This window comes from Actinomyces sp. Z5, assembly GCF_003287795.1.
Lineage (GTDB): Bacteria > Actinomycetota > Actinomycetes > Actinomycetales > Actinomycetaceae > Actinomyces > Actinomyces glycerinitolerans.
Genome location: NZ_QMIN01000050.1, coordinates 1 through 13,601, shown reverse-complemented (window position 1 = coordinate 13,601; position 13,601 = coordinate 1). Strand labels below are relative to the sequence as shown.

At 69.2% G+C, this 13,601-nt stretch carries 10 protein-coding genes and 1 pseudogene; 6 read left to right on the top strand and 5 right to left on the bottom strand.

The features are described 5' to 3' along the window. Positions 1-114: 114 nt before the first annotated feature. The 5 genes from DRB06_RS06915 to DRB06_RS06895 form a co-directional block, all read right to left on the bottom strand. On the bottom strand, positions 115-1,827 hold the full coding sequence (locus DRB06_RS06915) for a DNA repair helicase XPB (protein WP_108968494.1): 1,713 nt from the start codon (positions 1,825-1,827) through the stop codon (positions 115-117). Between the two features lie 97 nt (positions 1,828-1,924). Further along, a complete protein-coding gene (locus DRB06_RS06910) occupies positions 1,925-3,181 on the bottom strand; it encodes an alcohol dehydrogenase catalytic domain-containing protein (RefSeq protein ID WP_199912509.1) in 1,257 nt (418 codons plus the stop codon). After that, positions 3,178-4,638, bottom strand: coding sequence for a PTS mannitol transporter subunit IICB (locus DRB06_RS06905; protein WP_073329178.1), 1,461 nt, complete (start codon positions 4,636-4,638; stop codon positions 3,178-3,180). Before DRB06_RS06905 ends, DRB06_RS06910 begins: the two co-directional genes overlap by 4 nt. Beyond that, complete coding sequence (locus DRB06_RS06900) at positions 4,635-5,360, bottom strand: nucleoside/nucleotide kinase family protein (protein ID WP_073329180.1); 726 nt, start codon at positions 5,358-5,360, stop codon at positions 4,635-4,637. The genes DRB06_RS06905 and DRB06_RS06900 overlap by 4 nt, the downstream gene beginning before the upstream one ends. Further along, positions 5,357-5,800 carry a PTS sugar transporter subunit IIA gene (locus tag DRB06_RS06895; protein ID WP_083565647.1) on the bottom strand — a complete coding sequence of 148 codons (444 nt, stop codon included), beginning with the start codon at positions 5,798-5,800 and terminating at the stop codon, positions 5,357-5,359. The genes DRB06_RS06900 and DRB06_RS06895 overlap by 4 nt, the downstream gene beginning before the upstream one ends. Before the next feature lie 122 nt (positions 5,801-5,922). Between DRB06_RS06895 and DRB06_RS06890 the strand changes: the two genes are divergently transcribed. From DRB06_RS06890 to DRB06_RS06865, 6 genes and pseudogenes are all read left to right on the top strand, one after another. After that, positions 5,923-6,894 (top strand): sugar-binding transcriptional regulator, encoded by a 972-nt coding sequence (locus DRB06_RS06890; protein WP_108968490.1) that lies wholly within the window; start codon positions 5,923-5,925, stop codon positions 6,892-6,894. A 101-nt stretch (positions 6,895-6,995) separates the two neighbouring features. Beyond that, on the top strand, positions 6,996-9,383 hold the full coding sequence (locus DRB06_RS06885; protein ID WP_111819487.1) for a helicase-associated domain-containing protein: 2,388 nt from the start codon (positions 6,996-6,998) through the stop codon (positions 9,381-9,383). A 148-nt stretch (positions 9,384-9,531) separates the two neighbouring features. Beyond that, positions 9,532-9,954, top strand: a pseudogene (locus DRB06_RS06880) (ATP-binding cassette domain-containing protein); the annotation flags it as partial. Further along, positions 9,951-10,661 (top strand): alpha/beta hydrolase, encoded by a 711-nt coding sequence (locus DRB06_RS06875; protein ID WP_073329196.1) that lies wholly within the window; start codon positions 9,951-9,953, stop codon positions 10,659-10,661. The pseudogene DRB06_RS06880 and the gene DRB06_RS06875, both read left to right, overlap by 4 nt. Then, positions 10,658-11,914 (top strand): DUF3027 domain-containing protein, encoded by a 1,257-nt coding sequence (locus tag DRB06_RS06870; protein ID WP_258522179.1) that lies wholly within the window; start codon positions 10,658-10,660, stop codon positions 11,912-11,914. The genes DRB06_RS06875 and DRB06_RS06870 overlap by 4 nt, the downstream gene beginning before the upstream one ends. Before the next feature lie 112 nt (positions 11,915-12,026). Next, entirely contained in the window at positions 12,027-13,499 is a 1,473-nt protein-coding gene (locus DRB06_RS06865) for an NCS2 family permease (protein ID WP_108968479.1), read from the top strand. Positions 13,500-13,601 lie beyond the last annotated feature (102 nt).

Below are 13,601 nucleotides of genomic sequence, written 5' to 3'. Positions count from 1 at the left end.
CGGTAACGACCCCATAACACCCACGCCAGGTCCATACCCGTGACGCTCGCCACATTTCACCGCGAGACCACCAAGCAGCCACCACAGCGAGATCCCCGATGCCGTCTGCGCGGACTACCTGGACGCCTGTAGGTCCTCCAGATCTTCGGCGTCGACCACCTCGTAGGCGTAGCCCTGTTCTGCCAGGAAGCGCTGCCGGTGCGCGGCGAACTCCTGGTCCACCGTGTCGCGGGCGACCACCGTGTAGAAGTGCGCCTGCCGCCCGTCGTCCTTGGGGCGCACGATCCGTCCCAGCCGCTGCGCCTCCTCCTGCCGCGACCCGAAGGAGCCCGACACCTGCACCGCCACCGAGGCGCCTGGCAGGTCGATGGAGAAGTTGGCGACCTTGGAGACCACCAGTGTGCTCACCTCCCCGGAGCGGAAGGCCTCATACAGGCGCTGGCGCTCACGCACCGTCGTCGCCCCGGTGATCAGCGGCGCCCCCAGGTGCTCGGCCAGCTCCTCCAGTTGGTCCACGTACTGGCCGATCACCAGCGCCGACTCCCCGGGGTGCCGGGCCAGCAGGGAGTCCACGATGCGCAGCTTCGCCGGCGTGGAGGCGGCCAGCCGGTAGCGCTCGTCGGCCTCGGCGGTGGCATAGGCCATCCGCTCCCCGGCGTCCAGGGTGAGTCGCACCTCCGTGCACACGGCCGGGGCGATCCACCCCTGATTCTCCAGGTCCTTCCACGGGGCGTCGTAGCGCTTGGGTCCGATGAGCGAGAACACCTCGTCCTCCCGCCCGTCCTCACGCACCAGCGTGGCGGTCAGCCCCAGCCGACGGCGGGCCTGGAGGTCCGCCGTCATGCGGAAGATCGGGGCGGGCAGCAGATGGACCTCGTCGTAGACGATCAGCCCCCAGTCGCGGGCGTCCAACAGATCCAGGTGCGGGTAGACGCCCTTCCGCTTGGTGGTCAGCACCTGGTAGGTGGCGATCGTGACCGGGCGGATCTCCTTGCGTGAGCCGGAGTACTCGCCGATCTCGTCCTCGGTAAGGGAGGTGAAGCGCAGCAGTTCCTGCTTCCACTGCCGCGCCGAAACGGCGTTAGTCACCAGGATCAGGGTGGTGGTGGAGGAGCGGGCCATGGCGGCCGCCCCCACCAGGGTCTTGCCGGCCCCGCACGGCAGTACGACGACGCCGGAGCCTCCCGCCCAGAAGGCGTCCACCGCCTGGGCCTGGTAGGGGCGCAGCGCGAAGGCGTCCGGCACGCCCGCGGCCACATCCGCCGCCGAGTCCCGCAGCGCGATCGGGTGCGCCTCGCCGTCGACATAGCCGGCCAGGTCCTCGGCCGGCCAACCCAGCTTGATCAGCTCCTGCTTGAGGTGCCCGCGCTCGGAGGGGTGCACCACCACGTCCGCATCGCCCAGGCGCGTACCCAGCAGTCCCTTGGTGCGCTTGGAGCGCATCACCTCCGCCAGGACGGGGGCGTCGGTGGCGTGCAGTACCAGCCCGTGCGCCGGGTCGGTCACCAGCTGCAGCCGTCCGTAGCGCCCCATGGTCTCGGCGATCTCGGTCAGCAGGGCGTGCGGCACCGGGAAGCGCGAGTAGGTGATGAGCACGTGGACCACCGTCTCCGCATCCAGGCCGGCGGCGCGCGCGTTCCACAGGGCCAGCGGCGTGATCCGGTAGGTGTGAATGTGTTCGGGGGCGCGCTCGAGCTCGGCGAAGGGCGCGATGGCGCGGCGGGCGTCGGGGGCGTCGGGGTGGGCGACCTCCAGCAGGACGGTCTTGTCACTCTGGACGATCAGGGGGCCGTCGGGCAGGGTGGGGGAGTAGCCGGAATCTGACATGGGCGGGAGTATCGCAGCCGTGGACCGCCGCCCGCCGTGACCCAGGCGACGCCTTCACCGCCAGCGGAGCGGCGCCCACGAGAAGTGCGTCGCGGGGTCAGGAGAAGTTCTCCAAAAGGAAGGCTTCGGCCTCCTCGCACCAGATGCCATCGTTGGCTTCAACGATGTCGGCAAGAGTCGCGTATCTGCGGTCCTGGGCGGCCTTGGCTCGCAGATCGGCGAGTGCCACGAGCGGCATGGTTGCCCAGGGGTAGAAGAGCTTCTTCCCACCGGGAGTTTCCTTGAAGTGCTCCAACGTGTGGGGAACGGCGTCGAGCCCGCCCACATGAGTGATCATCAGAGAGGGGCTCAACTTGCCCTCGGCGGTCAGCTGGAGGGCCTCGAGCATGTCCGACCGCGCCCCACCGGATGTGCCCACTACGTGCGCGGACTCGTAGTGGACGTCGTAGAAGTTGAATGTCGCGGAGAAGTCCTTGTCGGTCGGCCCGGCGAAGAAATTCAGACAGCAGTCTCGGCCCTTGAGCCGGTCCGCCATCTCCAACAGGGGGCGGCTGGCGGCAAAGACCATGATGTCGTCGAAGCCCATGCCATGGGGGGTGTGTCCGCGCAGCAGATCAACGGGGTCGTCGCAGCCCGCCGTGTTGAGGTACACCAGCCGGCGGCCCGTTCCCTCCAGCCGTTCGGGCGGCAGGAGTCGTCGCGCGCGATCTAAACGCGTTTGGTCAATGTCGGTGACGATGATCAGAGTGGGCTGGTACGGGCCGTTGAGCGCGTACTCGACGGCGGCCAGGCCCATGGGGCCCGCCGCTCCTAGGAGAGCGAGTGCCCCGCCCCTCTTGATGCCCATCTCGTGCTCGTAGACGTACTGGGTTGTGTGGTAGCTCGCATGAAAGGCGCCGATGATGCACATGAGCGGCTCGGCGAGACAGCCATTGGCCATGTAGGTGCCGTCGTAGGGGAGGATCGCGTCCTTGTCGATCGCGACCTCGGGGACGATCGTGTACGTCGCGTCCCCGCCGTAGGCCGGGTAGCTGTAACCGGGGGAGTAGCCCGAGGGCAGTCCCATAGCGGGTTGGATGACGATGCGCTGCCCCACCCGGTAGCGGCCGGTCAACTCCGAGCCGACCTCGGCGATCTCTCCGCTGAATTCGTGGCCGGTCATGACTGGGTGCTCGGCCACGTCGTCGGGCACGCGCTTGTGCTCGGCACCGAGGCAGTACGCCTTGTAGGTCGAGTAGCACATGCTCGATGCCGCTACCTTCATGAGAACCTCGCGGGGTCCGAGCGGCGGCAGCTCATTCTCGGCTAGTACCGCCTTGTGAGCGCCTGCGATGTAGACGGCCCTGGTCTTCACTTGTCCGCCTCCTGCTGGGACTCGATCCGGGAGTAGAGGTCGTCGATGTGGGCGTCGGAGAGGTAGTTCTCGATGGAGACGATCTCAACGCCCGGGTTGGCATTGGCTGCTCTCTCGGCGAGGTTCTTGTGCGTGACGATGACGTCAGCGTCGTCGGGAACCCTCTCAATGGCGGTGTTGCCGACCTCGACGCTGATGCCGGCCTCGTCAAGCCGTTTGCGGAACAGGCTGGCGCCCATGGTGGACGATCCCATGCCGGCGTCGCAGGCGAAGATGACCTTGCCGATGGTCTTGGTCGCAACCTGCGTTCCGTCAGCCGTTACGGCCGCGAGCAGGCCCTTGCCCTCCTGCTTCATGGCGGCGCTGCGGGCTCGCGCCTGCTCGAACTCGGCGTCGCCGATGGCGGCGTCCTTGCGGGCGGAGGCGCGCAGCAGGGCTGCGTTGACGAGGAAGGAAACGAGGGTGGCTACGACGACGTCGGCGACGATGCCCAGGTGGTTGCCGCGGGGCGTGAGCATGATGTAGGCGAAGATCGACCCCGGCGAGGGGCCGGCCACCAGGCCGGCGTTGAAGACCTGCGCGGTGGCGATGCCTGAGGCCGCGCCGGCCATCATGCCGAGCAGGGTGATCGGCTTGGCGAGCACGTACGGGAAGTAGATCTCGTGGATGCCGCCGAGGAAGTGGATGATCATGGCGCCCGGGGCGGTCTCCTTCATGATCTTGTTGCCGGAGAAGAGCCAGTAGGCGATGAGCAGGCCCAGGCCGGGGCCGGGGTTGGAGGCGAGCACGAAGAAGATCGACTTGCCGGCCGTCTGGGCGGCCTGCATTCCGAGCGGGTAGTAGATGCCCTGGTCGATGACGTTATTGAGGAACAGCACCTTGGCGGGCTCGTTGAGGACAGCGACCAGGGGGAGCACGCCGGTGTTCACAAGGGCATTGATCACCCAGGTCAGACCGCTGTTTAGCGACTCGATGACGGGGCCGATGAATTTGAAGGAGATGATGCACAGGACGAATCCGATGATGCCCAGGCCGAAGTTGTTCACGACCATCTCGAAGCCGGGGCGGATTCGGGGTTGGATGATCCCGTCCCACCTCTTGATGATCCAGGCGCTGAGCGGGCCCATGACCATCGCGCCCAGGAACATCGGTATGTCGGAGCCGACAACGAGTCCGATGGTTCCGATGACGCCGGCGACGCCGCCGCGCTGGCCATGCACGAGGTGGCCTCCCGAGTACGCCAGCAATAGGGGGAGCATGTACTTGATGAGAGGATCAACTAGCGTATTGAGGCTCTCATTGGGGATCCATCCGTCGGGGATGAATAGCGCGGTGATCAGGCCCCAGGCGATGAAGGCGCCCATGTTCGGGATGACCATGGCGGTGAGGAAACCTCCGAATGCCTGCAGGCGTGCGCGTCCCGAGGGCGAGGGTGCAGTGGATTGGTGAGTGGTCATGCGTGGTCACTTTCGTGTAGAAGCCCGTCGCGATCCATGGTGAGGACGAGATCGGTGCCGTTGCGGAATGAGTGGTTGAGGGCGCGTTGGATATTGGGGCCGTCGCTGCGCTCGTAGAAGGAACGGGCGGCGTCCGTACTGAGGCCTCCCTGCACCTTGCGTGCTATGAGGCGTCTGGCGAGGAGTTCTTCGGGCGCGGCGATGAAGACGGTCAGGTCTGCATGGCGGCGAAGACTCCGCCAGCCGGGTTCGTCGAGGAGTAGCCAGTTGCCCTCTACGAGGACATGTGAGGCAGTCAGTGCATCGCCGTCGGTGACGACGTCGTGGAGTACTCGGTCATAGCGCGGCCAGGTGATGTCCTCCCGGCGTGCCCGTATGAGCGCACGGTTCAACGCCTCTAGATCGAAGCTCTCCGGCGCCCCCTTGACGTCGGCCAATGTGATGGCGCACCCGTCACGGACGATGGTGCGTCGGTCGAGTTCCGCCTGGGGCAGGTGGAATCCGTCCATGCCCACGCATTGAAGGTCCGGGGCGAGGCGTTGTGCGAGTATTTCGGCGAGAGTGGACTTGCCGGTGCCCGGCGGGGCGGCGAGGAAGGCGAAACTGCGGCGGCTCGCGGGCGGGCGCCGCATCCAAGCCGCGACTGCCGGTTCGAGCAGCTTCGAGACGCCATCGGAGTCCTCTTGAATCTCCTGCTCGAGGCCGTTGACGACGAGCCTCATGACTCTGACGGGGTGAGGATCTGTGCCACCCGGACGGGGTCCTCGGATTCGCGGAGCTCGTTCATGAGGCCGGAGTCCATGAGCGTTTCGGCCAGGGCGGTGAGGAGGGCAAGGTGCTCTTGGGAGTCATTGGCGGCGAGGGTGAAGAAGAGCCGGATCGGCATTGAGGGGTCGTCCATAAGGGCGACGTCCTCGGTGGTTGTCAGGAGGCTGAGCCCAGTACCGAGCGCTCCCTCCTCCGGGCGGGCGTGAGCGAGCAGAACTCCGGGGGCTATGAGCATGTAGGCGCCGTTGCGCTCGAGGCCGGCAAAGACGGCATCGACGTAGGTCGGCGTGATGAGTTGGTGCTGCTCGAGGAGTGCGGCGCTGCGCCTCATGAGGTCGCGCCAGTCGTCGGGGGGTGTCTGGAGGGCAAGCATTGAGGGGTCGACTGTGACCACGGCGGTCTCCTTGTGCTCATATGAGCATCATTGCTCGTATGGGAGTACAATAAGGGTGTAGGGCCGTGCGCGTCAAGGCCGCTCGGAACATATACGCTTGCTCAGACGAGCAAGGAGGTGCCGTGCCCGACGAAACTGGCCTGATGGTCGCAGTGGCGCGCGCCTACTACGAGGCGAACGAGTCGAAGGTTGAGATCGCCGAGAGAATCGGCATCTCGCGGTTCAAGGTGGCGCGACTGCTCGAGAGTGCCCGTGAAACCGGCATCGTGCAGATCCGTATCGTTGAGCCGACCCATCCCGATGATGTTCTCGGAGAGCGCGTCGCCGCCCACCTCAACCTGCGCGACTGCGTAGTAGTACCCGGTGCCAAGGACGAGAGCACCAACCGCCAGGCGCTGGCCCGCGCAGCAGCGACCGAGATCGCCTCCATGGCCGGTCGGGGGGATACGATCGGCTTCTCCTGGGGTCGCACCGTCGCCGAGATCGGCGCCCACGTCGGCCCCCTCGCCGACGCCAGAGTCGTCGCTCTCACGGGCGCTGTCGGGACGGACTTCGCCCTCTCGCCCGTCGACATCTTCCGCTCGGTCTCAACTCACTCCGGCTCGACCACGTTGTCGATCTTCGCACCGATGTTCGTCGACTCCCCGCAGACTGCGAAGGCGCTGCGGCAAGATCCCGCCATCGCCTCCGTCCTGGCCGCCTACGCCGACCTGTCACTGGCGGTCGTCTCGATCGGCTCTTGGGACCCGCCTGTGACCCAGCTAATGGATGCGCTGAGCGACGAGGAGAAACAACAGCTCGAGTCCGGCGGGGCCCGCGCCGAGATGCTCGGCATCTTCATTGACGACCGCGGACGAATAGTTCCCTGTACGGCTCAGAGCCGTTGCATCGCCATCACCGCGGCTCAGCTCCTGCGCACACCGCGCGTTCTCGCCGTCGCCGGCGGGTCTCAAAAGGTGCCTGCGATGAGGGCGGTCGCGTGCTCAGGCCTCATAACGTCCCTGGTCACCGACAGGAGGACCGCGCAGATGCTGCTCAACGGTCCCGCCGTCGGCGAGCGGACGCTCAACCGTGCTGAACGCATCCGGGGTTGAGCGCCAGGACCGGGTCGGTTCCCCCAGCCGAAGGTGAACGCTGTCAGAGAGGATGTCATGGTCATGGCCCGGCAGGCATCGACCGCGGTAGATTTACCCGGATGAGCACCCAGCATCCGGGCACCGGGCGGCCTGAGCCCGCACCTGGCACCACCGTCGAACAGCTGGCCGCGCACCTGACGGCCCTGCCCGACCGCGACGTCGCCGCGCTTCTACTCGCACGCCCCGACCTGGTCGCTCCACCCTCCGCCTCTTTCACCGCCCTGGCCGTGCGCGCCGGCGCCCGCACCAGCGTGGACGCCGCCCTGCGCGACCTGGATGCCGTCACCGTTGCCGTCGCCGAGGCCACCGTCGCCCTGCGCTCCGTAGACCCCGCCACCCTGGCGCCCTCCCTGGGACTCAGCGCCGACGACGTCGCCGGCCGCCTGGGCGTGCTTACCCGTCTGGCGTTGGTCATTGACACCGGCCCCGTCCCTGGGCTGGTCGACACCTTCGGTCCCCACCCCTTCGGACTCGGCCCCGCCGCCGCCGACCCGCCCGCCGCCGAGCAGCTCCCACCCCCGCTGTCCACCCTGGAACAGGCCGACGAGCCCGTCCCCGGCATTGGCGTGCTGAAGGCGTTGACCTGGGGTCCCCCGGTCGGCACCCTCAGCCCCGGCCGCAGCTCCGCCGGCACGGCCGAGCTGGTCGAGCGCGGCTGGCTCGAACGCACCGCGGACGCCGCCGGACGCACGCGCTTCGTCCTGCCGCGCGAGGTCGGCCTCGCCCTGCGCGGTGGCCGCCTGACCCGTGAGCCGCTCGCGCCCCCTGCCACCGACACCCTGGAGGTGTTGTCCGCAGATGCGGTCGCCTCCGAGTCGGTCAGTCACGCGGAGGAGATGGTTCGCCTGACCCGCGAGCTGCTGACCGAATGGGGGCGCGAGGGCGGCCAGATTCTGCGCACCGGTGGAGTGGGCGTGCGGGCACTGGACCGAACCGCCGCCGCCCTCGGCCTGGAGCGCGCCGTGGCCGCCAGCGTCATAGAACTCGCCGCCGGTGCCGAACTCCTCGGCCTGGACGAGTCCGGCGCCGCGTGGGTGCCCGCGGACACGGTCCCCGCCTGGCTGGACGCCGAACTACCCGAGCAGTGGGCTGCGCTCGCCGCCGCCTGGGCCGGCTCGGCCCGCACCCCCTGGCTGGTCGGCACCCGCGCCGACGACGGCGCTCTGCGGCCCGTCCTGGGCGCCGACGTCGAGGCCGCCTGGGCGGGCCGGCTGCGCCGTCGCATCCTCGCCCTGCTCGACTCCCTACCCGCCGGAACCTCGGTCGACGCCGACTGGGTGCACGCCGCCCTCACCTTCGCCCGGCCGCGTCGGCCCCTGCCCGAGGGTGCGGTGGCGGCGGTGCTCGCCGAGGCCCAGCTGCTCGGTCTGACCGGCGGCGGTGCCCTCAGCCGCGCCGGAAGGGTTCTGGCAGCCTGCCTGCGTCCCAATGCCGGCGCCCCCGAAGCGTCCACACCCGCCGGCAGCGCCGCGGCGGACGATGCCCCCGCCGACGCCGTCGGCCACCCGGACAATCACTACGGGACACTGCTGGCCGCGCTCGAGCAGGCGCTGGCCGCCGACCTGCCTGCGCCGGTCGACCTCCTGCTGGTGCAGTCGGACCTGACCGCCATCGTCCCCGGCCGCCCTGCGCCCGAACTCGGCGCCGCCCTAGAGCGCAGTAGCGAGGTCGAGTCCCGCGGCGGAGCGCTCACCGTCCGCTTCACTCCCCAGTCCGTGCGCCGCGCCCTGGACAGCGGCTGGTCCGCCACCGAACTGACCCAGGCCCTGTCCCGCTTCAGTCCCACCCCGCTGCCCAGCGCGCTCACGGTCCTGATCGCCGACGCCGCCCGCCGCCACGGGGCGGTGCGCGTGCGCGAGGTCGCCAGCGTGCTGCGCGTGGCCGACCCGGCCGTAGCCGCCGGGATCATCGCCGACGCCGCGCTCAAAGACCTGGGACTGGACCAGGTGGCGCCCGGCGTCATCCTGTCCGCCGCACCCGCCGGGGTGGTGCTGCGTGAACTGCGTGCCGCCGGTCTGGCCCCGGTGCTGGAGAACGAGCATGGCCGACTGTTGATCTCCGAACGCCCCGGGGGCGGGCGCCGCCTCCCTGCCCCGGCACCGGCCCGCCCGGGAAACGAGCACGCGGTCCGCCGTCGCCGTCCCGGACGCCGGGAGCTGGCCGCGCTGGTCGGCCGCCTGCGCGCGGGGGAGGAGGCACGCCGTGCCGCGGGCGGCGCCGGCCCGATGGCGGCCACCGACCCGGTGCATGCGCTGGCACTGCTGCGTCAGGCACAGGCCTCACGAGCGCGGGTACGGCTGCGTCTGGCCGGCCCCGACGGGAACGTGCAGGAGCGCACCGTGCGGGTGCTCGCCGTCGAACCCGGCCGGGTGCGCCTGGCCGACCTGGTCAGGGAGACCGAGTTGACCGTCGCCGTCCACCGGATCGTGTCGGTCGAGGCCGGTTGAACGGCGCATTAGCCTTGTTGTTGCATCGTAACGATGTATATAGTGTGGTTGGTCAGAGTTGGCCTGGCACTGTTTACGAGCGCCTTTGGCGGGCTCGGCCGACGGCTTGACAGCCGGGATCGCCACCTGTAGCGTGCCAACATTATCGAAGGTGCGGCGCATGAAGCGCGCCGAGGCGCAGCAGGTGGCGGAGCAGGAGCTGGAACGGGTCGGCATGTACGAGTTCCGCGACGCCCACGTGGATGAGATCTCCGGCGGTCAGGCGCAACGCGCCGCCATCGCGCGTGCGTTGTGCATGCGGCCGGAGATAATGCTGTTCGACGAACCCACCTCCGCGCTGGACCCCGAGAAGGTGGGGGAGGTGCTGAACGTGATCAAGGCGCTCGCGGACAGCGGGATGACGATGCTCATCGTCACTCACGAAATGCAGTTCGCCGATGATGTCAGCGACCGGGTCGTCTTCATGGACGCTGGGGTGATTTGCGAAGAGGGGCCACCAAGCGTCGTGTTCCGCAACCCGCGCCAGCCGCGGACCAAGGAGTTCTTGAGCCGCTACCATCTGCGCTCGTGAACGAAACCGTAGCTGGTAAGCACGTGGAGCTTTTCGTGGCGCCGCAGCCCGGCGCGCCCCTGGTGGTGCTCAATACGGTGCAAGGCGAGGGACAGGCGGTGTGGCAGGCCGCTGCATCTATTGCCGAAGCGCCCTTCTCCCTGGCGGCGGTGTCCGGCATCGACTGGAACCATGACATGTCGCCCTGGCCGATTCCGGCACTCGGCCCCGAAGACGTGCCATGCACCGGCGGCGCCGACGCCTACCTCGACGTCCTGACGGGCCAGATACTGCCGCATGCGCTGGAACGGCTGCCGGCCGCCCCCGCCTACCTGGGTCTGGCCGGATACTCGCTTGCCGGCCTGTTCGCCGTCTACGCCAGCTACCGCACGGATGTCTTCTCCCGGCTTGCGAGTGCCTCGGGCTCATTCTGGTTTCCGGGGTTCCTGGAGTACGCCGGCGCGCACCAGCCCGTGCGCCTGCCCGAGCGCGTGTACTTCTCGCTCGGGGATCAGGAGGCGAGCACGGCCGTGGAGCCGGTGCGCGCCGTCGAGGCCAACACCCGGGCGCTATACCGGGCCTATGCCGGCATGGGCGTCCAAACAGTCTTCGAGCTCAACCCCGGGGATCACTTCACCGGCGGTATCCAGCGGACCGCGCGGGCTATCGCCTGGATGGTAGGTGAGGGCGAGCGCCGGCCCGACCGTCCGCTTACACTTGAGCCGTGACTGACGCAGCGACTCAAAGGTCGAAGAACACGTCGAGCAAGCCGGTGCAGGCCGCGCGCACCGCCGTCGTCGAGCCCGCGGGCGACCGTCCCGGTGCCCTGCCCACCCCGGCCGAGCAGGCCACGGCCGCCAAGGACCGGGTGCTGACCTCCGAGGCCGCCATCGAGGCCGCCCGGGCCGCCCTGGGCGAGATCACCGAACCGGTCAGCGTCGGCCCGTACACCGCCTGCCGGCAGCTGGACAAGCGGCTGATCACCCACCTGTTCGAATGCAACCTGGCCGGCTACCGCGGCTGGCGCTGGGCCGTGACCATGACCCGTCCGCCCCGCGGGCGCACCGCCACCATCTGCGAGCTGGAGCTACTGCCCGGCGAGGATGCCCTGCTTGCCCCCGCCTGGGTGCCGTGGGCGGATCGGCTGCGGCCCGGAGACGCCTCCCGCTCGGACCGGCTGCCCCGGCGGGAGACGGACGAGCGGCTCGAGCCCGGCTGGGAGGCCACCGGCGAGGACGGGGACACCGTGGCCCTGGATGAGCTCGACCTCGGCCGCGCCCGCGTGCTGTCCGCGGAGGGTTACCGCCGCGCCGCCCAGCGCTGGTACGACGGCGACCACGGCCCCGAGGCCGACGGCGTGCGCAAGGCCCACGCCACCTGCGCCACCTGCGGGTTCCTGGTGCCCATGAGCGGGCGCCTGCGCAACACCTTCGGCGTGTGCGCCAACGAGTGGGCCGCCGACGACGGGCGCGTGGTCTCCCTCGACCACGGCTGTGGCGCCCACTCCGAAACCGACCTGCCGGATCAGGGGCCCGAGTGGCCGGTGACGCCTGCGCGCCTGGACGAGGCGGCCATGGAGCCGCTGGCCACCAACGGCACGGACCTGCGCGGCGGGCGCAGTCGCGACGAACTCACCGACCAGCAGGCCGCGCAACCGGAGCCGACCACTGTCGGCGAGGCCGAGGCCCAGGACGCGGACACCTCCGCCGACCCGACCGAGAAGACCTCGCGCAGGTCCCGCAAGTCCATTGCCGCCCAGGACGCCGCGGCTGACTCGGTCCCCGAACAGTCCCCGGAGGAGCCGGAGACTGCGGAAGAAGAGGATCCGGAGGCCACCGCGGCCTCGCGGCGCGCCGCCTCGGCTCGCGACGCCGTCGCCGACCTGGCCCTCGAGCACGCCCACCACGACGACGCCGCCGCTCCCCAGGCCGCTGCCGACGCCCTGGCCGCCCTGGAGGCCTCGCTGCCTACCCGCTCTTGAGCCTCCCCGCGCTCGCGGGCGGCGCCGACCCCGCCGGGCCTGGGCGTCGGCGGCGTCCCAAGGGGTGGCCGGAGTTTCGTTGCTGCGGCCGCGTCTGGGACAATCACGACACGTGACCACACATACCCCATCTCCCACAACGTCAGCAGCGGCCGGGGCGCCGGATTCCCGCAGCGCGATCGACCGCTTCTTCCACATCACCGAGCGCGGCTCCACGGTGGCGCGTGAGCTACGCGGCGGAATCGTCACGTTCTTCACGATGGCCTACATCCTCGTGCTCAACCCGCTGGTGCTGTCCACGCCCCACGAGGGGATCGCGCCACTGGGCACAACCGAGCAGATCGCCGCCGGCACCGCCTTCGTCGCGGGCGTCATCACCATCCTCATGGGCCTGGTGGCGAACTATCCCATGGCACTGGCCGCAGGACTGGGCATCAACGCCATGATCGCCTACACCCTGGTCGGCATGAACGGCATGACCTACGCCGACGCCATGGGCCTGGTGGTGATCGAGGGCGTCATCATTCTGGTCCTCGTGCTCACCGGATTCCGGGAGGCCGTGTTCAAGGCCGTCCCGCCGGACATCAAGACCGCCATCTCGGTGGGCATCGGCCTGTTCATCGCCCTGATCGGCCTGGTGGACGCCAAGGTCGTCCGCGCCGGCGGCACCCCGCTGGAACTCGGCCTGGGCGGCTCCCTGCAGGGCTGGCCCGTCCTGGTGTTCCTGTTCGGCCTGTTCCTGATACTCGTGCTGCACGTGCGCAAGGTGCGCGGCTCCATCCTCATCGGCATCGTCGCCTCCACCATCCTGGCGGCCCTGATCGAGGCCTTCGCCCACCTGGATGCCTTTGACGAGACGACCAACCCCACCGGCTGGTCGCTGTCCATCCCGGCCCTGAAGGGGGCGCCCGTTGAGCTGCCGAGCCTGGCGACGCTGGGCCACTTCAGCCTGCTGGGCAGCGTGGAGAAGGTCGGCGTCGTCTCCGTGGTGCTGCTGGTCTTCTCCCTCATGCTCGCCGACTTCTTCGACACCATGGGCACCATGGTGGCCATCGGTGCCGAGGGCGACCTGCTGGATGAGAACGGCAACCCGCCGCGCACCCGCGAGATCCTCGTCGTCGACTCCCTGGGCGCGATCGCCGGCGGTGCCGGGGGCGTGTCCTCCAACACCTCCTACATCGAGTCGGCCGCGGGCGTCGGCGAGGGTGCCCGCACCGGCCTCGCCTCCGTCGTCACCGGGGTGTTGTTCCTGGCCAGCATGTTCATCGCCCCGGTCGTCTCCATGGTGCCCTACGAGGCGGCCACGCCGGCGCTGGTGGTGGTCGGCTTCCTGATGATGACCCAGGTGACGGACATCGACTGGAAGACCCCCGAGATTGCCCTGCCGGCCTTCATCACCATCATCATGATGCCGTTCTCCTACTCCATCACTAACGGCATCGGCGCGGGCTTCGTCTCCTACCTGGTCGTCCAGCTGGCCCGCGGCAAGGTCAAGGACATTCACCCGCTGATGTGGGTCGCCTCGGTGCTGTTCGTCATCTACTTCACGCTCGAGCCCATCAAGGCGATCCTCGGCGTCGGCTGATGGCCGGATCCGAGCGCCAGACGGCGCCCGGTGCACACGAATCGGGGGCGACGACGCGGCTACGGTCACGTCGTCGCCCCCTGTCTGTCCCCGGTGTACAGA

Bases quoted from the DNA above. Each gene is read 5' to 3' on its own strand.
- DRB06_RS06915 (WP_108968494.1), bottom strand. From the start codon at position 1,827: ATGTCAGATTCCGGCTACTCCCCCACCCTGCCCGACGGCCCCCTGATC.
- DRB06_RS06905 (WP_073329178.1), bottom strand. From the start codon at position 4,638: ATGACCACTCACCAATCCACTGCACCCTCGCCCTCGGGACGCGCACGC.
- DRB06_RS06885 (WP_111819487.1), top strand. From the start codon at position 6,996: ATGAGCACCCAGCATCCGGGCACCGGGCGGCCTGAGCCCGCACCTGGC.
- DRB06_RS06900 (WP_073329180.1), bottom strand. From the start codon at position 5,360: ATGAGGCTCGTCGTCAACGGCCTCGAGCAGGAGATTCAAGAGGACTCC.